This is a genomic window from Rhodanobacter denitrificans (genome assembly GCF_003335105.1).
In the GTDB taxonomy this organism is placed as follows: Bacteria; Pseudomonadota; Gammaproteobacteria; order Xanthomonadales; family Rhodanobacteraceae; genus Rhodanobacter; species Rhodanobacter denitrificans_A.
The window spans coordinates 365,338-383,546 of record NZ_QFWQ01000006.1; the positions used below are offsets into that span (position 1 = coordinate 365,338).

Annotated in this window: 20 protein-coding genes; 9 read left to right on the forward strand and 11 right to left on the reverse strand. The window is 68.5% G+C overall.

Annotation, left to right across the window (positions count from 1 at the left end):
* Nucleotides 1-57 precede the first annotated feature (57 nt).
* Nucleotides 58-621 carry a UPF0149 family protein gene (locus DEO45_RS11195; RefSeq protein ID WP_114343542.1) on the forward strand — a complete coding sequence of 188 codons (564 nt, stop codon included), beginning with the start codon at nucleotides 58-60 and terminating at the stop codon, nucleotides 619-621.
* Nucleotides 618-1,958 carry an aminopeptidase P N-terminal domain-containing protein gene (locus DEO45_RS11200; RefSeq protein WP_114343544.1) on the forward strand — a complete coding sequence of 447 codons (1,341 nt, stop codon included), beginning with the start codon at nucleotides 618-620 and terminating at the stop codon, nucleotides 1,956-1,958. The genes DEO45_RS11195 and DEO45_RS11200 overlap by 4 nt, the downstream gene beginning before the upstream one ends.
* Before the next feature lie 27 nt (nucleotides 1,959-1,985).
* Here the strand turns inward: DEO45_RS11200 and cydX are convergent, their stop codons facing one another.
* From cydX to rph, 10 genes are all read right to left on the reverse strand, one after another.
* On the reverse strand, nucleotides 1,986-2,126 hold the full coding sequence (gene cydX / locus DEO45_RS11205) for a cytochrome bd-I oxidase subunit CydX (protein WP_114343546.1): 141 nt from the start codon (nucleotides 2,124-2,126) through the stop codon (nucleotides 1,986-1,988).
* A gap of 15 nt (nucleotides 2,127-2,141) precedes the next feature.
* Nucleotides 2,142-3,272, reverse strand: a complete 1,131-nt coding sequence (gene cydB / locus DEO45_RS11210) for a cytochrome d ubiquinol oxidase subunit II (RefSeq protein ID WP_114343549.1) — start codon at nucleotides 3,270-3,272, stop codon at nucleotides 2,142-2,144.
* A gap of 10 nt (nucleotides 3,273-3,282) precedes the next feature.
* Nucleotides 3,283-4,854 carry a cytochrome ubiquinol oxidase subunit I gene (locus DEO45_RS11215; RefSeq protein WP_114343551.1) on the reverse strand — a complete coding sequence of 524 codons (1,572 nt, stop codon included), beginning with the start codon at nucleotides 4,852-4,854 and terminating at the stop codon, nucleotides 3,283-3,285.
* A complete protein-coding gene (cydP, locus tag DEO45_RS11220) occupies nucleotides 4,851-5,081 on the reverse strand; it encodes a cytochrome oxidase putative small subunit CydP (RefSeq protein ID WP_114343553.1) in 231 nt (76 codons plus the stop codon). The genes DEO45_RS11215 and cydP overlap by 4 nt, the downstream gene beginning before the upstream one ends.
* Nucleotides 5,082-5,289: 208 nt before the next feature.
* The gene (pepQ, locus tag DEO45_RS11225) at nucleotides 5,290-6,606 is read right to left on the reverse strand and encodes a Xaa-Pro dipeptidase (RefSeq protein ID WP_114343555.1); all 1,317 of its coding nucleotides are present in this window, start codon (nucleotides 6,604-6,606) and stop codon (nucleotides 5,290-5,292) included.
* Between the two features lie 176 nt (nucleotides 6,607-6,782).
* Nucleotides 6,783-7,133 carry a PilZ domain-containing protein gene (locus tag DEO45_RS11230; RefSeq protein ID WP_114343558.1) on the reverse strand — a complete coding sequence of 117 codons (351 nt, stop codon included), beginning with the start codon at nucleotides 7,131-7,133 and terminating at the stop codon, nucleotides 6,783-6,785.
* Nucleotides 7,130-9,421, reverse strand: coding sequence for a DUF1631 family protein (locus DEO45_RS11235; RefSeq protein WP_114343560.1), 2,292 nt, complete (start codon nucleotides 9,419-9,421; stop codon nucleotides 7,130-7,132). The genes DEO45_RS11230 and DEO45_RS11235 overlap by 4 nt, the downstream gene beginning before the upstream one ends.
* A gap of 90 nt (nucleotides 9,422-9,511) precedes the next feature.
* Nucleotides 9,512-10,693 (reverse strand): radical SAM family heme chaperone HemW, encoded by a 1,182-nt coding sequence (gene hemW / locus DEO45_RS11240; RefSeq protein ID WP_114343562.1) that lies wholly within the window; start codon nucleotides 10,691-10,693, stop codon nucleotides 9,512-9,514.
* On the reverse strand, nucleotides 10,690-11,292 hold the full coding sequence (gene rdgB / locus DEO45_RS11245) for an RdgB/HAM1 family non-canonical purine NTP pyrophosphatase (protein WP_114343564.1): 603 nt from the start codon (nucleotides 11,290-11,292) through the stop codon (nucleotides 10,690-10,692). Before rdgB ends, hemW begins: the two co-directional genes overlap by 4 nt.
* Nucleotides 11,293-11,396: 104 nt before the next feature.
* Nucleotides 11,397-12,125 carry a ribonuclease PH gene (gene rph, locus DEO45_RS11250; RefSeq protein WP_114343566.1) on the reverse strand — a complete coding sequence of 243 codons (729 nt, stop codon included), beginning with the start codon at nucleotides 12,123-12,125 and terminating at the stop codon, nucleotides 11,397-11,399.
* A gap of 104 nt (nucleotides 12,126-12,229) precedes the next feature.
* Between rph and DEO45_RS11255 the strand changes: the two genes are divergently transcribed.
* The 7 genes from DEO45_RS11255 (at nucleotide 12,230) to DEO45_RS11285 (ending at nucleotide 17,320) form a co-directional block, all read left to right on the forward strand.
* Entirely contained in the window at nucleotides 12,230-13,090 is an 861-nt protein-coding gene (locus DEO45_RS11255) for a YicC/YloC family endoribonuclease (protein ID WP_114343568.1), read from the forward strand.
* Entirely contained in the window at nucleotides 13,087-13,719 is a 633-nt protein-coding gene (gene gmk, locus DEO45_RS11260; protein ID WP_114343571.1) for a guanylate kinase, read from the forward strand. The genes DEO45_RS11255 and gmk overlap by 4 nt, the downstream gene beginning before the upstream one ends.
* Nucleotides 13,720-13,797: 78 nt before the next feature.
* A complete protein-coding gene (locus DEO45_RS11265) occupies nucleotides 13,798-14,634 on the forward strand; it encodes an ABC transporter ATP-binding protein (RefSeq protein WP_114343574.1) in 837 nt (278 codons plus the stop codon).
* Nucleotides 14,631-15,407, forward strand: a complete 777-nt coding sequence (mlaE, locus tag DEO45_RS11270; RefSeq protein WP_114343576.1) for a lipid asymmetry maintenance ABC transporter permease subunit MlaE — start codon at nucleotides 14,631-14,633, stop codon at nucleotides 15,405-15,407. Before DEO45_RS11265 ends, mlaE begins: the two co-directional genes overlap by 4 nt.
* Nucleotides 15,408-15,441: 34 nt before the next feature.
* The gene (gene mlaD, locus DEO45_RS11275) at nucleotides 15,442-16,293 is read left to right on the forward strand and encodes an outer membrane lipid asymmetry maintenance protein MlaD (protein WP_114343578.1); all 852 of its coding nucleotides are present in this window, start codon (nucleotides 15,442-15,444) and stop codon (nucleotides 16,291-16,293) included.
* A gap of 50 nt (nucleotides 16,294-16,343) precedes the next feature.
* Entirely contained in the window at nucleotides 16,344-17,015 is a 672-nt protein-coding gene (locus DEO45_RS11280; RefSeq protein WP_114343580.1) for an MlaC/ttg2D family ABC transporter substrate-binding protein, read from the forward strand.
* Nucleotides 17,012-17,320 carry an STAS domain-containing protein gene (locus DEO45_RS11285; RefSeq protein WP_114343582.1) on the forward strand — a complete coding sequence of 103 codons (309 nt, stop codon included), beginning with the start codon at nucleotides 17,012-17,014 and terminating at the stop codon, nucleotides 17,318-17,320. The genes DEO45_RS11280 and DEO45_RS11285 overlap by 4 nt, the downstream gene beginning before the upstream one ends.
* 78 nt (nucleotides 17,321-17,398) lie before the next feature.
* Here DEO45_RS11285 and DEO45_RS11290 read toward each other — a convergent pair whose 3' ends face one another.
* Nucleotides 17,399-18,205 (reverse strand): MlaA family lipoprotein, encoded by an 807-nt coding sequence (locus DEO45_RS11290; protein WP_114343584.1) that lies wholly within the window; start codon nucleotides 18,203-18,205, stop codon nucleotides 17,399-17,401.
* Nucleotides 18,206-18,209 lie beyond the last annotated feature (4 nt).

Sequence of the window (18,209 nt, forward strand, 5' to 3'; positions counted from 1 at the left end):
TCGGTGACGGGGCCGTGCTGCATTAAACTGGCGCCTATTTCCTGACGGAGCAACGCCATGACGGCACCGGGGCTGGTAGGCCACGACGACATCGATGCGCTGGTCGGACGCCTGCGCCTGGGCACCGCGGCCAGCGAACTGCATGGCTCGCTGTGTGGCTACCTGGCCGCCGGCGGCTCGTTGCGCGGTACCTCGATATTGGCTGCGCTGCAGCTCGATGGCGAGGCGACCGACGTGGGCGCGGACGACCTGGCCCTGCTCGACCGGCTGGCGCGACAGAGCGAAACCGAGCTGGCCGATCCCGAGCTGGGCTTCGAGCCGCTGCTGCCGGAGGACGACCGCCCGCTGGCTGAACGCGCCGAGGCGATGGCTGACTGGTGCCGCGGGTTCCTCGGCGGTTTCGGCCTGGCCGGCACCGCGGCGCACGCGCAGTTGTCGGACGAGGCGCAGGAAGTGTTGCGCGACCTCGGCACGGTCGCCGGCTCGTCGTTCGATTTCGGCGACGAGGAAGAGGATGAGGATGCGCTGGTCGAGGTGCAGGAGTTCGTGCGCGTGGCCGCGATGCTGCTGTACACCGAATGCGGGGCACCCGACCCGTCCGCCAGCGGCAGCGTGCATTGATCCCTCAAGCGTCGAAGCTGGCCGCGCTGGCGATTGGCCCGGACGAGTTCGCGCGGCGCCGCCGCCAGTTGATGCAGATGGCCGGCGAGGACGCGGTGGTGCTGGTTGCCGCCGCCCCCGAGCGCATGCGCAACGCCGACGCAGCGTGGCCGTACCGGCAGGATTCGGACTTCCATTACCTGGCCGGCTTTCCCGAAGCCGACGCGGTGCTCGCACTGCTGCCGGGACGCCGGCACGGCGAGGCGGTGCTGTTCTGCCGCGAGCATGATCCGGCGCGTGAGCGCTGGCACGGGCCGGCGATCGGCACCGAGCAGGCCGTGGCCGGCTACGGCATGGACGATGCCTTTCCGATCGAGGACATCGACGACATCCTGCCCGGCATGATCGAGGGCCGCGGCCGCGTGTACTGCCACTTTGGCCGCGAGCCGGATTTCGACGCGCGCCTGCTCGGCTGGATGCGCCGATTGCGCCAGCTGCGCGGAGGCGGCGTGGTGCCGAAGGAGTTCGTGGCGCTCGGCCACCTGCTGCACGACCTGCGCCTGTACAAGTCGCGCGCCGAGCTGAAGCTGATGCGCGCTTCGGCCGCGATCGCGGCCGAAGCGCACCTGGCCGCCATGCGGGTCGCCACGCCGGGCCGCCACGAGTACGAGGTGGAGGCCGAACTGCTGCGGGTGGTGCGCGGCCGCGGTGCGGTGTCGGCGTTCCCGCCGATCGTCGCCGGCGGCGCGAACGCCTGCGTGATGCACTACCAGAGCAACCGCGCGACGCTGCGCGACGGCGAGCTGCTGCTGATCGATGCGGGCGCCGAACTGGACTGCTACGCGTCCGACATCAGCCGTACGTTCCCGGTCAACGGCCGCTACAGCCGCGAGCAGCGCGCACTGTACGAAGTGGTGCTGGGCGCGCAGCTGGCGGCGATCGACGAGGTGCGGCCGGGCCGGCCGTTCGGTGCCGCGCATGCGGCGGCGGTGCGCGTGCTGGCCGAAGGCCTGTGCGAGCTCGGCCTGCTCAAGGGCGGTGCGGACGCGGCGATCGCCGATGGGAGCTACCAGCGCTATTTCCCCGCCAAGACGGGGCACTGGCTGGGGCTGGACGTGCACGACGTCGGCGATTACCGGGTCGACGGCGAGTCGCGCCTGCTCGAGCCGGACATGGTGCTGACCGTGGAGCCGGGTCTGTACGTGCCGCCGGACGACCGCTCGGTGGCCGAGCGCTGGCGCGGTCTCGGCATCCGCATCGAGGACGACGTGGCGGTGACCCGCGACGGCAACGAGGTGCTGACCGCCGCGGTGCCGAAGGAGGCCGAGGCGATCGAGGCGTTGCTGGCGGCGCGTTAGCGATGCGCTGGATGGATCAGGGCATCCCTAGGTCAATTCGTCCGGCAATTCGGAATCCTCACGCAGGCGGTTCGCCTCGTCGGTGGCGTGCACCTCGTACCACATCGCATTGAGGATCGCGAAGGCGCAGGCCAGGCCCAGCCCGAGGATCCACGAGAAGTACCACATCGGTCCGCACTCCTTTCAATAACCGCCGTGCGCCTTGCGCACTTGATCCAGCGTGATCCGTCCGCGCATTACCCGGTATACCCAACCGGTGTAGAGGATGACGACCGGCAGCAATACCGCCGTGACCACCAGCATCAGTTGCAGCGTGCCGCGGCTCGACGAGGCGTCCCACACGGTGAGGCTGGAACGCGGGTCGAGGCTGGCTGGCAGCAGGAACGGGAACAGCGCGAAACCGGCCGAGGCGATCGTGCCGCCGACCATCAGGCTGCTGGCGAGGAAGCCGGCCACGCTGCGCCGGTCGACCAGGGCCTGCACGCCGACTGCCGCGGCCAGCGCCAGCAGCGGTGCCGTCCAGAACCACGGATAGCGCATGTAGCCGGCGAACCAGCTGCTGCCGACGGCGACCTGTTTGTACAGCGGGTTGGAAACGCCCTCGGTCGCCGCCGGCCCGACGATCGCGTAGCCGGGAATGCCCCAGGCCAGCCACACGCCGGCAAGCACGTACAGCACGGCGAAGACCAGCGTCGCCCAGCGCGCGGTCGCCACCGCCCGTGCGGCGATCGCGTGATCGGCCTTCATCGCGGCAAAGCACGCGCCGTGCGCCAGCAGCATGGAGAGCGAGACCAGCCCGCACAGCAGCGCGAACGGATGCAGCAGGTCGATGAAGCCGCCGTGCCAGCTCATGCGCAGGTCGTCGTCGAAGCGGAACGGCAGGCCGAGGAACAGGCTGCCGAACGCGATGCCGGCAACCAGCATCACCGCCAGCCCGGAGCCGGTCAGCACCCAATCCCACAGCGAGGCCCAGCGCGGGTCGTGGATCTTGCCGCGGAAGTTGAAGCCCACCGGGCGCAGGATCAGCGCCAGAAGCACCAGCGCGATCGCCAGGTACATGCCGGAGAACGCCACCGCGTACAGCATCGGCCACGCCGCGAAGGTGGCGCCGGCAGCCAGGATGAACCACACCTGGTTGCCCTCCCAGGTCGGCTCGATCCCTTCGAGCAGCACCTGCCGTTCCTCGTTGTCGCGGCCCAGCACCTTCAGCAGGCCGGCGACGCCGAAGTCGAAGCCGTCCATGATCGCGAAACCGATCAGCAGCGTGCCCAGCAAGGCCCACCAGATCACCCGCAACGTGGCGTAGTCGAGCATGGCGGTTTCCTCAGGGCCGGTCGGAGGGGATGGCGGTGATCGCCGGCGGCCAGATGCCCAGCCCGTCCGGTCCCTTGCGCGCGAACTTCAGCATCAGAAACACGTCGACGATCGCCAGCGCGGTATAGAAAAACACGAAGCCGCCGAGCGAAGTCAGTACCTGGCCGGCGCTCACCGACGACACGCCCAGCGCCGTCGGCAGCACGCCCTCGATCGCCCACGGCTGGCGGCCGTACTCGGCCACGATCCAGCCCAGCTCGATGGCGATCCACGGCAGCGGCAGGCTCCACAGCGCCAGGCGCAGGTACCAGCGCTGGCTGTCCAGCGTGCGCGTGCTGGCCTTCCAGAACGAGAACGCGAACAGTGCGATGAAATAGAAGCCGCAGCCGACCATGATGCGGAACGCCCAGAACAGCACCGGCACGTTCGGAATCGTGCTGTCGGCGGCCTTCTGGATGTCCGCCGGCGTGGCCTGGCGGGGATCGTCGACGTATTTCTTCAGCAGCAAGGCGTAGCCCAGGTCCTTGTCATGCGCGGCGAGGGTCGCCTTCGCCTGCGGATTGTCCTTGTCCTGACGCAGCATCAGCATGGCGTCGTAAGCCTGGATACCGTTGCCGATACGGCCCTTGGCGGCATCCACCAGCTCGGCGATGCCGGGCATCGTCTCGTCGATCGAGTGGGTACCGATCAGGCCCATCACCCAGGGAATCTTCACCGCGTAGTGCGTGGTGCGCTGTTGCACGTCGGGTATGCCGAACAAGGTAAACGACGCCGGCGCCGGCTCGGTATGCCACATCGCCTCGATCGAGGCCATCTTCATCTTCTGGTTCAGCGACACCGTATAGCCCGATGCATCGCCCAGCACCACCACCGACAACGCCGCGGCCAGGCCGAAGCTCGCCGCCACCGTCATCGAGCGCTTGGCGAAATCGAGATTACGCCCGCGCAGCAGGTACCACGCGCTGATCGACAGCACGAACATCGCGCCCAGCACGTAGCCCGCGCTTACCGTGTGCACGAATTTTTCCTGCGCCACGGGATTGAAGAACACCTCGGAGAACGAAGTCACTTCCATGCGCATCGTCGCCGGGTTGAACTCCGAACCGACCGGATGCTGCATCCACGCATTCGCGATCAGGATCCACAGCGCCGACAGACTGGTACCCAGCGCGAGGAACCACGTCACCAGCAAGTGCTTGATCCGCGAAATGCGATCCCAGCCCATGAAGAACACGCCGATCAGGGTGGCTTCGAGGAAGAACGCCATCAACCCCTCGATCGCCAGCGGCGCGCCGAAGATGTCGCCGACGTAATGCGAGTAATACGCCCAGTTCATGCCGAACTGGAATTCCATCGTCACCCCGGTGGCCACGCCCATCGCGAAGTTGATGCCGAACAGCACGCCCCAGAACTGCACCATGCGCTTCCATACTTCGCGCCCGGTCATCACGTAGACGCTCTCCATGATGGCGAGCATCCACACCAGGCCCAAGGTCAGCGGTACGAACAGGAAGTGGTATAGCGCGGTCAGCGCGAATTGCAGGCGCGACAGCGTGACGACATCGGTGTCGATCGGGATCATGGCTGGGCTTCCGGCGGCGCGTGGACGGTGGGCGCCAGCCGTTGCGCGATGGCACCCGGACTGGCGTCGGGCTTCGGCTGCGGCGCGAACACCACCCACCAGATCAGCGCGAGCGCCGCGATCTTCAGCGCGACGATGCCGAACAGCTCGAGCGTCAGCCGCCGCAGCGGGCGTGGCGGCGTGCGAAGGCCTTCGGGCGGAACGCTGGAAACCGCGGGACTGGACATGCGACGAATCCGTGCATTACCTGCCCGACAGCATACGCCGCGCGGATGTGGGCGCGGTGTGGATGGATGTCGCAGCAGGATACGGTCGCCCCGAGCCGCCTTCCATGGCGTGGTCCGGTCCAGAGCGAAGAGCTTTCACCCTCTTATGGAGGACGAAGGCTCCTTCGTTCCGGAAAAGAAAAAAGCAGAAACGAGGGGCTGGTCCGGTTCAGGCCGAAGCGAAGGCATCCCGCGTGAGGTTTTCCGGCGCGGCGTCGGTACACACCACGTCGTCCTCGATGCGGATGCCGCCGTACTGGCGGAACGCGTCGACCTTTGCCCAGTCGATGTCGGCCGCGACCGGTTTGTCGCGCAGCTCGGCCAGCAGCATGTCGATGAAGTACACGCCGGGCTCGATTGTCACCACCATGCCCGGCTCCAGCACGCGGGTCATGCGCAGGTACGGATGGCCGTCCGGACGCGCGATGCTACCGCCGCGTTCGTTCTGCTGGAAGCCGGCGACATCGTGCACCTGCAGTCCGATCGGGTGGCCGAGGCCATGCGGGAAGAACGCGCTGCTGACGCCCGATTCGACCGCGCTCTCGGCGCTCATGCGAATGAAGCCATGCTCGCGCAGCACGCCGGCCAGTACGTGGTGGGCGTGGATGTGCAACTCGGAGTAACTCTGCCTGGCGCGCACTTTCGCCACGAAGCTCTGCTGCGCGGCATCGACGCTGTCGATCAGCGCCTGGAATTCCGCGGCCTTCGGCGAGGCGTAGGTGCGCGTGATGTCGCTGGCGTAGCCGGCGGCGCTGGCGCCGGCGTCGATCAGGAACGAGCGGCTGTGCGCCGGCGGCGTGCGCTCGAAGTTCGTGTAGTGCAGCACCGCGCCGTGCTCATTCAGCGCCACGATGCTGGCATAGGGCAGCTCGGCGTCGATCTGCTTCGCCGCGGCGAGGTAGGCCAGGTGGATGCCGAACTCGCTTTCGCCGGCGCGGAACGCGGCCGCGGCGGCGCGGTGCGCACGCGCGCCGATGCGGCTGGCCTCGCGCATCAGCGCCAGCTCATACGGAGTCTTGTAACTGCGATGCCAGTGCAGATAGTCGAGCACAGCCGGCGGATTGTTCGCCTCCACGCCATCGTTGGCGGGGCAGGCGGCAGCGATCACGGCGCGCTTGCCGCGCGGCAGCTGCGCGATCGCCTCCGCCGCGCTGCGCACGATCACGATGTCGAAGTGCTCGACCCAGTAGCCGTGCGGCGCTTCCGGCACCACGTGCCAGTAGTCGCGCGGCTGCACGAACACCAGCTTCGGCTTCGCCCCCGGCGTGTACGCGACCCAGCTGCCCGGCGCGTCGGTCAGCGGCAGCCAGTGCTTGAAGTGCGGGCTGACCACGAACGGGTAGTCCTGGTCGTCGAGGAACTTGCGCAGCGGCGTACCGGCGGCGACCAGCAGATGGTCGAAGCCACCCAGCGCGAGCGCCTTGTCGGCGCGTTCGCGCAGGGTGGCCAGGTGGTGCGAATACAGCGAGGCGGGTTGGTCGTGCATGATGACTCCTCGGCGGCGGGCTGCTCTGCTGCCGGAGCGCCTGCGTGTGCCGTGGCCGCCACTGGCGGCCTCCGCGCAGGGCCGGTACAGCCCGTGGTGAACTGGGGATGGGAAAGCGACGCCCATGATGACGTGCGCGCGTGGCGATCGCCAGTGAAGCGCCTGCCGACGTGGAGTCAGTCCTGCGCCAGCCAGCTCTCGATCCGGGCGGCGTCGGCATCGGTGATCGCCACGATGCGGTAACCGGCCCAGACCTGTCCCGAACTGGCGGCGGACTCGTGCCACTGTTCCTGGATGCCGGCTTCGATCGGTTGCGACTGGGCCAGCATGCGGTCCGAGCCGGGCAGGGTCATGCTGACCTGGTACAGCGCCTCGCTGCGCGGCGCCTGCGCGCTGATCAGCAGCATGCCGGTGTTGGAGAGATTGCCCAGGTGGCCGATCGGCAGGCCGCTGATCACGTCGGTGACGACGGCGTTGACGGTGGTGCGCTTGCGCTCGGCCCGGCGCTGGTTGAAGGCATCGGTCATCGGCGCGGGAGCTCCGTCGGGGCGGGGGGGCGCCGGGTGGCGACCGGTTGTCGCAGGCTGCCGGTGAGGTTGCGCCAGGCGCGGTCGAGCAGGCTCTCCGGCTGCGCCGGCACCTCGCAGGCGCGGCCGCTGGCGATCTCATGGGCCAGTTGCGCCAGGCTTATCTCCTCGCCGCGCTGACCGCGCCGGCTGACCAGCAGGCAGCGCCCGGACATCGGCGAGTACCAGGCCAGCTTGCGCCGGGCGATCTGCCCGGTATGCGGATCGACGAACTCGAACCAGCTGCCGAACGGCAGCTCGCGCAGGTGCTGTTCGATGCGCTGCTCGCGCGGGTCGGCCGCTGCGGCCGCCGGTACAACGGCCGACGCGGGGGCGGCGACCGGCTCATGACCGGCTTGCTGCTCGCCGAGCCGCTGGTGCTGCTTGAGGCGCAGCGCAAGATCCGTGGCGCTGGGCAGTTCCGCGACCGGGTCGGGCTTGCCCGCGCCGAGCAGACGCTGCGCCACCTGAACCGCTTCTTCGGCGTGCATGCCGATCTGCTGCAGGCCGGATTCCACTTCCACCTGCAGCTGCAGGCGGTCACCCGTCGGCAGGCGGCCGAGCAACTGGTCGGTGATCGCCAGTTGCGCGCGAAATGCCTCGCTTTCCTCGCCGTGCCGCAGCAGGGTCAACGCCAGCACGTCGGACCAGGCGCGGTCGAGCAGGGCGCGCAGCAGGCCGCGCGGCGGCGACTGCGCGAAGCGTTCGGCCATCAGCTCGCCGGCGCGGTGGCGTGCCTGGTCCAGCCGCTCGCGCCCCTGCGCCGCCTCCACGTGACGCCGTTCGGCGGCCTGCGCCTTGCGCGTGAGCAGCGCCAGGTGATGCTCGATGTCGGCCAGCAGCGTGGTGTACAGGCCCGCGCTGGGCGGCTCACGGCTGGCACGGGCGACCAGTTGCTCGAGCTTGGTCGCCAGCGGCCGGTTGCTCTCGTCGTCGCTGCCGTCGAGCCAGTCGTTCGCCGCGGCGGTCACCGTATCGAGCAGCCGGCGCGCCGGATGTTCGCGTTGCTCGAAGAAGCCGCGGTCAGTCACCGCCATGCGCAGCACCGGCAGCTGCAGGTCGCCGAGCAACTGGTGGGCATTGCTGCCCTGCTGCAATTGCTGGCCCAGTTGCTCGAACAGCCGCGCGACCAGTTCCACCTTGTCGCCCTGCTCGTCGCTCAACTGGGTGCGCGGCGCGTCGCCGGGCTTGCCGAAGTTGAGCTGGGCCAGCAGTTCCTCGCGCAGCCGCGCCGCGCTGCGCAGTTCGCGGCCGGCCTGGTCGGTGACCTGGGCCAGGTGCTGCTGCAGTGCGCCCAGCGCGGATTGCAGTTCCTGCTCGCTGGCGGCACGACCGGCCGGCTGGCCGCCGAGGCCGCTCTGGCTGGCACGTTGCCGCGCCAGCAGGTCGCGCAGGGATTCCAGCACCTCGATCGGCGCGCCGGGGCCGCCGACCGCAGCGGTACCCGGTACCGTGCTGGCGCTGCCGGTCGCCGGCTCGCTGGCGGCCTCGGCGCGTCCGGCGACCGGGCGCGCCCGTTTGCCGAGGTGCCGCGGGATCGGAATGCTGCGCAGTTGCGGCAGGATGCCGTCGCCCTGCAGGTGCGTGTTGATGGTGTCGTACAGCGGTGCCAGTGCCTGGATCACCCACTGGTCGAAATGCTGCAGCAGCAGCAACTGGTGCTTCAGCGGCAGTTCCAGTTCGGTGCCGGCTTCGCTGCAAGCCTGCGCCAACGCGTGCGGTCCCAGCGGCAGCACCTGGCTTTCCAGCGGCGGGGCGCCGATCAGCACCGCCAGCCGATGGCCGAGTTCGTACAGCGCGCTGCTGTGGCGCACTTCGCCACGGGCGCCCAGCTGCTCCAGGGTCATCGACACTTCCTGCTCGGCAGGGTCGATCAGGGCCAGTGTCTGCCGTGGGTTCACGCCGGTGGCGGCCGCGGTCGGCGCGGTCCCGACGTTGCCGATCTCGTCGAATGCGCTGCCGAGGCGCTCCATGAAACGCTGCACGAAGGCGGTGCGACCCTGCAGCACACGCTGCCGGCTGGCGAAGCAATTCTGCTGCTCGCCGCCGTGGTGGGCACGCTCGGCCAGAGCAAAAAGCTGCTTTTCGAATTCGCTCAGGCAACGGCGCAGCGGTTCCTGCAACCCCTCCATGCAGAGGTGGCAGCTGGCTTCCAGCAGGCGTTGCGCCCGCGCCGGCCAGCGTGCGTTACCTGCGCGCCCGCCCGGCTGCGACGCAAACGATTGCCGTCGATCGTGCCCGACATCCATGCATCAACCTGTGAATTCCCCTAGTGCGGCAAGTCTATGCCGGTTGCCGTGGCTGCGCCATACGGGTGCCGGGCAGCCGGAGCGCAGCTTTCAGTCCAGAAATGCGCCGATCACGTCGTTGAGGAACCGCTGGCCCAGCGTGGTGGTATGCAGCCGCTGCGGATCGTCGTGCAGCCAGCCGCGGCGGCGCGCAGTCGCCAGTGCGGCGGCGATCCGTTCCGGCGGCAGGCCGGTGCGTTCGGCAAACGCGGCCATCGGCACGCCGTCGACCAGGCGCAGCGTGTTGAGCATGTATTCGAACGGCAGCTCGTCCGCGCCGACCACGCTGTCGCCGCCGATCCGGGCGGGGCCGCCGGTGGCATCCATATAGGCGCGCGGCCCGCGAGTCTTCCAGCGCCGGCGGATTTCGCCGCTGGCCGCGTTGCTGAGCTTGCCGTGCGCGCCGGCGCCGATGCCGAGGTAGTCGCCGAATTGCCAGTAATTGAGGTTGTGCGCGCAGCGCTGACCCGGTTGTGCATACGCGGAAATCTCGTACTGGCCGTAGCCGGCGGCGGCGAGGCGCGCCTCGCAGGCTTCCTGCATCGCCCAGGCGTGGTCGTCGTCGGGCAGCGGCGGCGGGTTGGCGGCGAACGCGGTGTTCGGCTCCAGCGTCAGCTGGTAGTGCGAGATGTGCGCGGGCGCGAGCGCCAGCGCGCGGTCCACGTCGGCCAGCGCGCCGTCCAGGTCTTGCTGCGGCAGCGCGTACATCAGGTCGAGGTTGATGTTGGCGTAGCCGGCGTCCTGCGCCGACTTCACCGCCGCCTCGGCCTCGCTGGCCGAGTGGATGCGGCCGAGCCGGCGCAGCTTGTCGTCGTCGAAGCTCTGCACGCCGAACGAGATGCGGTTGACGCCGGCGGCCAGGTAGCCGTCGAAGCGGCCGTGCTCCACCGTGCCGGGGTTGGTCTCCAGGGTGATCTCGGCGTCATCGGCCAGCGGCAGCCGCTCACGCACGCCGTCGAGCAGGCGCGCGATCAGTTCCGGCGCGAACAGGCTCGGCGTGCCGCCGCCGAAGAACACGCTGACGACGGGCCGGCTGATGCCCCGGCGGCCTTCCAGCGCCGCGGCGAAATCCGCGCGGTCGGCGTCGAGGTCGGCCAGCAGATGGCCAATGTAATCGGCGTACGGCGGGGGCTCGTTGCGCAGCCCATGCGAGTTGAAATCGCAGTACGGGCACTTCTTCACGCACCACGGCATGTGCACGTACAGCGACAGCGGCGGCGCGAGCAGGCTCATGCGTGGCGTTCGGCCAGCCTCGCGTGCAACTGCGCCAGGGCCTGGCCGCGGTGGCTGAGGCGGTTCTTCAGCGTCGGCTCGAGTTCGGCGGCGCTGCGCGACTGGCCGTGCGGCAGGAACAGCGGGTCATAGCCGAAACCTTGCGCGCCGCGCGGCGAGTCGAGCACGCGGCCGTGCCAGCGGCCTTCGGCGATCAGTGGAGCCGGGTCGTTGGCATCGTGCAGCAGCACCAGCGCGCAGATGAAGAACGCATCGCGCTGCGCCGGCGGCACCCCGTCCAGCGCGCGCAGCAATTTCGCGTTGTTCGCCGCGCTGTCGCCGTGGCCGCCGGCATAGCGCGCCGAATACAGGCCGGGCGCGCCGTGCAGGTGCGCCACGCACAGCCCGGAGTCGTCGGCCAGCGCGGGCAGGCCGCTGGCCCGGGCCGCGTGGCGCGCCTTGAGCAGGGCGTTCTCGACGAAGCTGAGGCCGTTTTCCTCGGCGTCCGCGATGCCCAGGCTCGATTGCGTGACCACCTCGAAGCCGCCGCCGGCGAGCAGAGCGCCGAACTCCGCAAGCTTGCCGCGGTTGCTGCTGGCCAGCACGATGCGCTGTGTCATGGACTCACTCCGTAACCTTTGGAAATGCGCGTAGGGCGGGCACTGCCCGCCGGCCGCCGAGTGGACGATGGCGGACAGTGCCCGCCCTACGCTATCGGGCTACGCTATCGGGCCAGCGCTGCGCGCTGCGCCGCGACCAGCTCGCCGACGCCCTTCTCGGCCAGCGTCAGCAACGCGTCCATCTCGTCGCGGCGGAACGCGTGGCCTTCGGCGGTGCCCTGCACCTCGATGAAGCCGCCGCCGTCGTTCATCACCACGTTCATGTCGGTGTCGCAGTCGGAGTCCTCGGCGTAGTCGAGGTCGAGCACCGGCAGGCCCTTGTAGATGCCCACCGAGACCGCGGCGACCGCGCCCACCACCGGGTTGCGCTTGAGGTTCTCGCGCTTCATCAGCAGGTTCACCGCATCGACCAGGGCCACATAGGCGCCGGTGATCGCCGCGGTGCGGGTGCCGCCGTCGGCCTGCAGCACGTCGCAGTCCAGCGTGATCACGCGCTCGCCCAATGCCTGGCGGTTGACGCAGGCGCGCAGGCTGCGGCCGATCAGCCGCTGGATTTCCATGGTGCGCCCGCCCTGGCCGCCACGGGTGGCTTCGCGCTGGGTGCGCGTGCTGGTGGCGCGCGGCAGCATGCCGTATTCGGCGGTGACCCAGCCCTCGCCCTTGCCGCGCAGCCAGGCCGGCGCGCGGTCCTCGATGCTGGCGGTGCACAGCACGCGGGTGTCGCCGAAGCTCACCAGCACCGAACCCTCGGCGTGGCGGGTGTAGTGGCGTTCGATGCTGACGCTGCGCAACTGGTCGCCGGCGCGGCCACTGGGACGGCGGATGTCGTTCATGCGGGGGATTTCATGGAGAGGTCCTGGGGTCGCCTGGCCGGATTGGGCAAGGCGGGACGGGAGAGTTTACCATTGCGTCCTTTCCCCATGTCCGGAAGGCGCCGATGATCCGCAGCATGACGGCTTACGCCAGTGCCGAAACCACCGGCCCCGCCGGCACACTCAGTTGCGAGCTGCGCACGGTCAACCACCGTTACCTCGAGCTGAGCCCGCGGCTGCCGGACGACCTGCGCGCGTTCGAATCGCAGCTGCGCGAGCGGGTGGCGGCGAAGCTGTCGCGCGGCAAGCTGGACCTCACCGTGCGCCGTACTGGCGATGCGCGCGGCGAATTGCTGCAAATCAACAACGCGCTGCTGACGCGTCTGTCCGAGTTGAATCTGGACATGATCGCGCGGTTTCCGGGAATGCAGGTGCAGTTCACCGAGCTGTTGCGCTTTCCCGGCGTGATGCAGCAGGCCGAGGTCGATCCGGAGGCGCAGCAGGCCGCGCTGTTCGACGTGCTCGACCGCGCGCTGGACGCGCTCACCGCCACCCGCGAGCGCGAGGGCGAGAAGCTGGGCGGGATCCTGCGCGACAAGCTGGATGCGATCGAACGAGTGGTCGCCGACGTGCGCGGCTGGATGCCGGAGATCCGCGCCGCGTTGCGCACCCGGCTGGAAACGCGGCTGGCCGACCTGAAGCAGCCGGTCGAGCCGGGCCGGCTGGAACAGGAGCTGGTGCTGCAGATCACCCGTACCGACGTCGACGAGGAACTGGACCGGCTCAGCACCCATATCGGCGAGACGCGCCGCGTACTCGGCCTGAAGGAACCGGTCGGGCGGCGGCTGGATTTCCTGATGCAGGAATTCAACCGCGAGGCGAACACGCTGGGCTCGAAGTCGGTCGATGCGCGCAGCACCAACGCGGCGGTCGAGCTGAAGGTGCTGATCGAGCAGATGCGCGAACAGGTGCAGAACATCGAATGAACGCTCCGTTCGAAGGCACCCTGTTCGTGGTCGCGGCGCCCTCGGGCGCGGGCAAGTCCACCCTGGTCAATGCGCTGCTGGAACGCGAGCCGGGGATATCGCTGTCGGTGTCGCACACCACGCGGCCGCCGCGGCAGGGCGAGACGTACGGGCGGCATTACTACTTCGTCGAGCGCGCCGAGTTCGAGCGCGAGATCGCCGAGGGCATCTTCCTGGAACATGCCGAGGTGCACGGCAACCTGTACGGCACCTCGCGCACCACGGTGCAGCAGTTGCTGGGGCAGGGGCGCGACGTGCTGCTGGAGATCGACTGGCAGGGCGCCCGGCAGATCCGCCGCAGCAAACCCGACTGCGTCAGCGTGTTCATCCTGCCGCCGTCGCGGGCGGAACTCGAGCGGCGCCTGCGCGGTCGTGGTTCGGACAGCACCGAGGTGATCGAGCGCCGGCTGCGCAATTCGCGCGGCGAGATCGCCCACGCGCACGAGTTCGACTACATCCTGGTCAACGACGTGTTCGACGAGGCGCTGGCCGGGCTGCAGACGATCGTGCAAGCGGTGCGCCTGCGCAGCGCGCTGCAGCTGCAGCGGCACGAGGCGCTGATCGCCGAGCTGCTGGCCGCCGGAGCCTGAAGGCCCGTTCCCGCCGTCACATGGCCTTCGAACCACGCTTCCGCTACCTTGTCATCCTCCCCACAGTTTTTGCCGCCCATGACCGAACCCGTTCGCGCCACGCCTGACGACGCCACCCTGGTGCGGGTCCGTGGGCTGACCACGGTGCTCGGCGGCAAGACCGTCTTCGACGCGCTGGATCTCGACATCCCGCGCGGCAAGATCACCTCGATCATGGGCCCCAGCGGTACCGGCAAGACCACCCTGCTGAAGCACATCACCGGGCAGATGCGCGCCGATGCCGGCAGCATCCACGTCGACGGCCAGGATGTCGCCGGCCTGTCGCGCGAGCAGCTGTACAAGCTGCGCGAGGGCGTGGGTTACCTGTTCCAGAACTCCGCGCTGCTGACCGACTTCGACGTGTTCGAGAACGTGGCCTTCCCGCTGCGCCAGCACACCAAGCTGCCGGAAGTGCTGATCCGCGACCTGGTGCTGATGAAGTTGCAGGCGGTGGGCCTGCGCGGCGCGGCGCGGCTGATGCCGAACGAGCTTTCCGGCGGCATGGCACGGCGCGTGGCGCTGGCGCGGGCGATCGTGTTCGATCCGCAGCTGATCCTGTACGACGAGCCGTTCGTGGGGCTCGACCCGGTGGCGCTGAACCAGGTGCTGAAACTCATCCTGACGCTGAACCAGACGCTCGGCATCACCAGCGTGTTGGTGTCGCACGAACTGGCAGCGGTGCAACAGATCGCCGATCACGTGATCCTGCTGGCCAAGGGCAAGGTGGTGGCGCAGGGCGATCCGAAGACCATCGCCGACGACGGCTCGCCGTGGACGCGGCAGTTCTTCGGCGGAGAGGCGGACGGCCCGATCCCGTTCCGCTATCCGGCCGGCGACTACGCCGCCGAGCTGGGTTTTGCCGGAGCGGCGAAATGAACGCGCGTGCGCCGCAGCACGACAACGTGGTGACCCAGTCGCTGGCCCAGATCGGCCAATGCGGGTTGTTCCTGCTGACCCTGCTGGCGGCGATCCCGCGCAGCTTCCGCTACCTGCGCGAGACGGTCCGCCAGTTGTGGTTCGTCGGTGCGATGAGCCTTACCATCATCATGGTCTGCGGCCTGTTCGTCGGCATGGTGCTGATGCTGCAGCTGTACCACGTGCTGTCGATCTTCGGCGGTACCTCGGCCAGCGGCATGGTGGTGGCGCTGTCGGTGTACCGCGAGCTGGGGCCGGTGGTCACCGCGCTGCTGTTCGCCGGCCGCGCCGGCACCGCGGTCACCGCCGAGATCGGCCTGATGCGCGCAACCGACCAGATCGACGCGATGGAGATGATGGCGGTGGACCCGATCGCCTACGTGGCCACGCCGCGCTTCCTGGCCGGGCTGATCGCGATGCCGCTGCTGTGCTGCGTGTTCTGCGCGATGGCGATCTTCGGCGGCCACCTGGTCGGCGTGACGTGGCTGGGCGTGGACAACGGCACGTTCTGGTCGAACATGACCGCACAGGTCGACGTGCACACCGACATCGTCAACGGCGTGCTGTTGAAGAGCCTGGCGTTCGGCGCGGTGGTGTCGTTGATCGCCGTGTTCCAGGGTTTCACCACGCCGCCGACCAGCGAAGGCGTGGCCTATGCCACCACCCGCACCGTGGTGGCGTCGTCGATCGCGATTCTGGCGCTGGACTTCGTCCTCACCGCCTTCCTGATGTGACCGCCATGACCCATCGTTTTCCGAGGATTCCGCCGTGAGCCAACCGAGAAGTTCCTATGCCGTCGGCACCGGCCTGTTCATCGTGCTCGGCTTTGCCGCACTGGCCTACCTGGCCACCCAGACCAGCTCGGTGGCGAACGTGCACCAGGGCGACAGCTACGTCGTCGATGCGCAGTTCACCAACATCGGCCAGCTGAAGGAGCGCGCGCCGGTGAAGATCGCCGGCGTACGGGTCGGCCAGGTGCAGTCGATCACGCTGACGCCCGATCGCGACGTCGCCGAGGTGAAGCTGTCGATCGACAAGAGCTACAACCACATCCCGCTCGACTCGGTGGCGACGATCTTCACCAGCGGCCTGCTCGGCGACCAGTACGTCGGCATCGACTACGGCAGCTCGAAGCAGACGGTGGCCGCCGGCGGCACGCTGGCGCGGACCAAGTCGACCCAGCCGCTGGAGGAGATGCTGGGCAAGTTCTTTGGCGCCGGCGGCGTGGTCGACAATGTCGGTGGCAGCTATGCCGTGAAGGCGGGCTTCTCCAACGTGGGCACGCTCTCGGCCGGCGCGCCGGTGAAGATGGCCGGCGTGGTGATCGGCAGCGTGCAGTCGGTGCACGCCGACCCGGTGAAGCTGAACGCCCAGGTCGTGCTTTCGATCGACAAGCGCTACAACGCGATTCCCGACGACTCCTCCGCCGCGGTGTTCACCAGCGGTTTGATCGGCAGCCAGTATGTTGCGATCCAGCCCGGCGGCTCCCCCGAGATGCTCAAGGACGGTGACGAGATGATCCTCACCCAGTCCGCGATGCAGCTGGAGGACCTGATCGGCAAGTTCCTCGTCAATGGTTCGCCCAGCGACAAGAAGGACGCCGGCAACGGCGGCAAATAGTCCACCATTCCCATCGGCTCGCCGAGCCGGTTCCCCTGAAGGAGTTTCCCATGTTGCGCAGACTGGCTCTTGCCACCGCCATCGCGTTCGGCAGCGTCATCGCCGCTCCGGTTCTTGCCCAGGGTGCCACGGCCACGGCCGCCGCCGCGCAGGCGCCGGTGCAGGTCGTGCAGGGCATCGCCGACCAGCTGGCTTCGGCGATCGAGGGGCATCGCGACGAGCTGAAAAAAAACCAGGAAAAACTGATCAGCGTGATCGACGAGGCGTTCCTGCCGCACTTCGACGTCGACTATGCCTCGATCCTGGTGCTCGGCCAGCATGCCCGCGAGACCACTCCGGAGCAGCGCGAGCGCTTTGCCCACGCGTTCTACAACTCGATCACCCACCGTTATGCCGAGGGCCTGCTCAACTACACCCGCGGCCGGGTCAAGGTGTTGCCGTTCAATGGCGACCTCAACGACAAGCGCACCGTGGTGCGCACCCAGGTGGTGCTGGATGACGGCAAGCTGGTCTCGGTCGACTATGCGTTCCGCAAGAGCCGCAACGGCGACTGGAAGGCCTACGACGTGATCATCGAGGGCATTTCCTACGTCACCAACTACCGCAACCAGGTGGACGCGGAAATCCGCAAGGCCGGCATCGAGAAGCTGATCACGAACCTGGAAACCCAGGGTTCGAAGGCGCTGGAGACGATGGACAAGGACAGCAAGAGCGCGTCATGACGGGCCAGACCGGACAGGGCTTCCGGCTCGATACCACCACGCCAGCCACCCTGGGCGTGGACGGCGAGCTGAGTTTCGACACGGCGGCAGCCGCATTGCAGGCGATCCAGTCCGCACTGGCGGCCGGTTCGGCGTCGCGGCTGGACCTGGCCGGCGTGCTGCGCAACGACAGCGCGGGGCTTGCCTGCATACTGGCGGTCATGGCCGGCGCCGCCCGGCGCGGACGGCCCTTGCAGGTCGTTCATGTGCCGGCCGGCATGCAGGCGCTGGCGCAGGTCTGCGAGGTTGATCGCCTGATCGCCTGATCCGCTTGGGCGGCAACGACGGAAACGTTGGGGGGCCTGCGGCCCCTCTACGTTTCCGTGGCCGTGCCCCGGACGTGACTACGGCTGCTTGGTCGCCTGGTCCGGATGCTTGTTCTCCCACTGGTGCTGCTGTTCCAGCAACTGCTCGGGGTCGAAATTCTGGTCGTTCAGGCCCTGCATCTGCTGGATGACCTCGAGCGGCGGGTTGCCGTCGTAGATCTTGTACAGGCGCTGCTGCCGGTAGGCATCGCGGATGAATACGTAAGGGTCGTAGGCGGACTGCAGGAAGCTTTCCGCATCGATCGCACGCGAACGCAGGGTCACCAGGTAGATCGCCGTGGGCAGGTACTGCAGGCCGTTGTAGTGGTGGTTGTTGGCGTACAGGGTCAGCGGGTCGAAGAAATAGCTGTCGACCGGGGCCTGCCAGATGTCGCGCACGGTGCTTGGGCCCAGGAACGGGACCACCAGGTAATCGCCTTCCGGCGCACCCCAGCGTGCCAGGGTGATGCCGAAGTCGTTGGATTCCAGCGGCAGGCCGAGCTGGCTGGCCGGATCGAAGAAGCCGCCGATGCCGAGCGTGAGGTTGACCAGGAACCGCCCGGTGCTCTGCAGCGCTTGTTTCGGCCGCGCCTGCAGCAGGTCGTTGGCGACCGTGATCGGCATGCGGATGTTGGTGAAGAAATCGCTGAACGAGCGGCGCACCGGCGGATTGGTCACCTTGCGGTAGCCCATCGCGACCGGGCGCACCACCGCCTTGTCCAGCGTGTCGTTGAATTTGTACGCGCTGCGGTTGTACTTCTCCAGCGGGTCGTCGGTGCGCGGCTTGGCGATGGTGCAGCCGGCCAGCAACGCCAGCGCAAGCACGGGCAACCAGCGGCGCGACATGGGG

Coding starts and splice junctions, on each gene's coding strand:
- DEO45_RS11195 (WP_114343542.1), top strand. CDS start 58: ATGACGGCACCGGGGCTGGTAGGCCACGACGACATCGATGCGCTGGTC.
- cydX (WP_114343546.1), bottom strand. CDS start 2,126: ATGTGGTACTTCTCGTGGATCCTCGGGCTGGGCCTGGCCTGCGCCTTC.
- cydB (WP_114343549.1), bottom strand. CDS start 3,272: ATGCTCGACTACGCCACGTTGCGGGTGATCTGGTGGGCCTTGCTGGGC.
- DEO45_RS11215 (WP_114343551.1), bottom strand. CDS start 4,854: ATGATCCCGATCGACACCGATGTCGTCACGCTGTCGCGCCTGCAATTC.
- cydP (WP_114343553.1), bottom strand. CDS start 5,081: ATGTCCAGTCCCGCGGTTTCCAGCGTTCCGCCCGAAGGCCTTCGCACG.
- pepQ (WP_114343555.1), bottom strand. CDS start 6,606: ATGCACGACCAACCCGCCTCGCTGTATTCGCACCACCTGGCCACCCTG.
- DEO45_RS11230 (WP_114343558.1), bottom strand. CDS start 7,133: ATGACCGATGCCTTCAACCAGCGCCGGGCCGAGCGCAAGCGCACCACC.
- DEO45_RS11235 (WP_114343560.1), bottom strand. CDS start 9,421: ATGGATGTCGGGCACGATCGACGGCAATCGTTTGCGTCGCAGCCGGGC.
- hemW (WP_114343562.1), bottom strand. CDS start 10,693: ATGAGCCTGCTCGCGCCGCCGCTGTCGCTGTACGTGCACATGCCGTGG.
- rdgB (WP_114343564.1), bottom strand. CDS start 11,292: ATGACACAGCGCATCGTGCTGGCCAGCAGCAACCGCGGCAAGCTTGCG.
- rph (WP_114343566.1), bottom strand. CDS start 12,125: ATGAACGACATCCGCCGTCCCAGTGGCCGCGCCGGCGACCAGTTGCGC.
- DEO45_RS11255 (WP_114343568.1), top strand. CDS start 12,230: ATGATCCGCAGCATGACGGCTTACGCCAGTGCCGAAACCACCGGCCCC.
- gmk (WP_114343571.1), top strand. CDS start 13,087: ATGAACGCTCCGTTCGAAGGCACCCTGTTCGTGGTCGCGGCGCCCTCG.
- DEO45_RS11265 (WP_114343574.1), top strand. CDS start 13,798: ATGACCGAACCCGTTCGCGCCACGCCTGACGACGCCACCCTGGTGCGG.
- mlaE (WP_114343576.1), top strand. CDS start 14,631: ATGAACGCGCGTGCGCCGCAGCACGACAACGTGGTGACCCAGTCGCTG.
- DEO45_RS11280 (WP_114343580.1), top strand. CDS start 16,344: ATGTTGCGCAGACTGGCTCTTGCCACCGCCATCGCGTTCGGCAGCGTC.
- DEO45_RS11285 (WP_114343582.1), top strand. CDS start 17,012: ATGACGGGCCAGACCGGACAGGGCTTCCGGCTCGATACCACCACGCCA.
- DEO45_RS11290 (WP_114343584.1), bottom strand. CDS start 18,205: ATGTCGCGCCGCTGGTTGCCCGTGCTTGCGCTGGCGTTGCTGGCCGGC.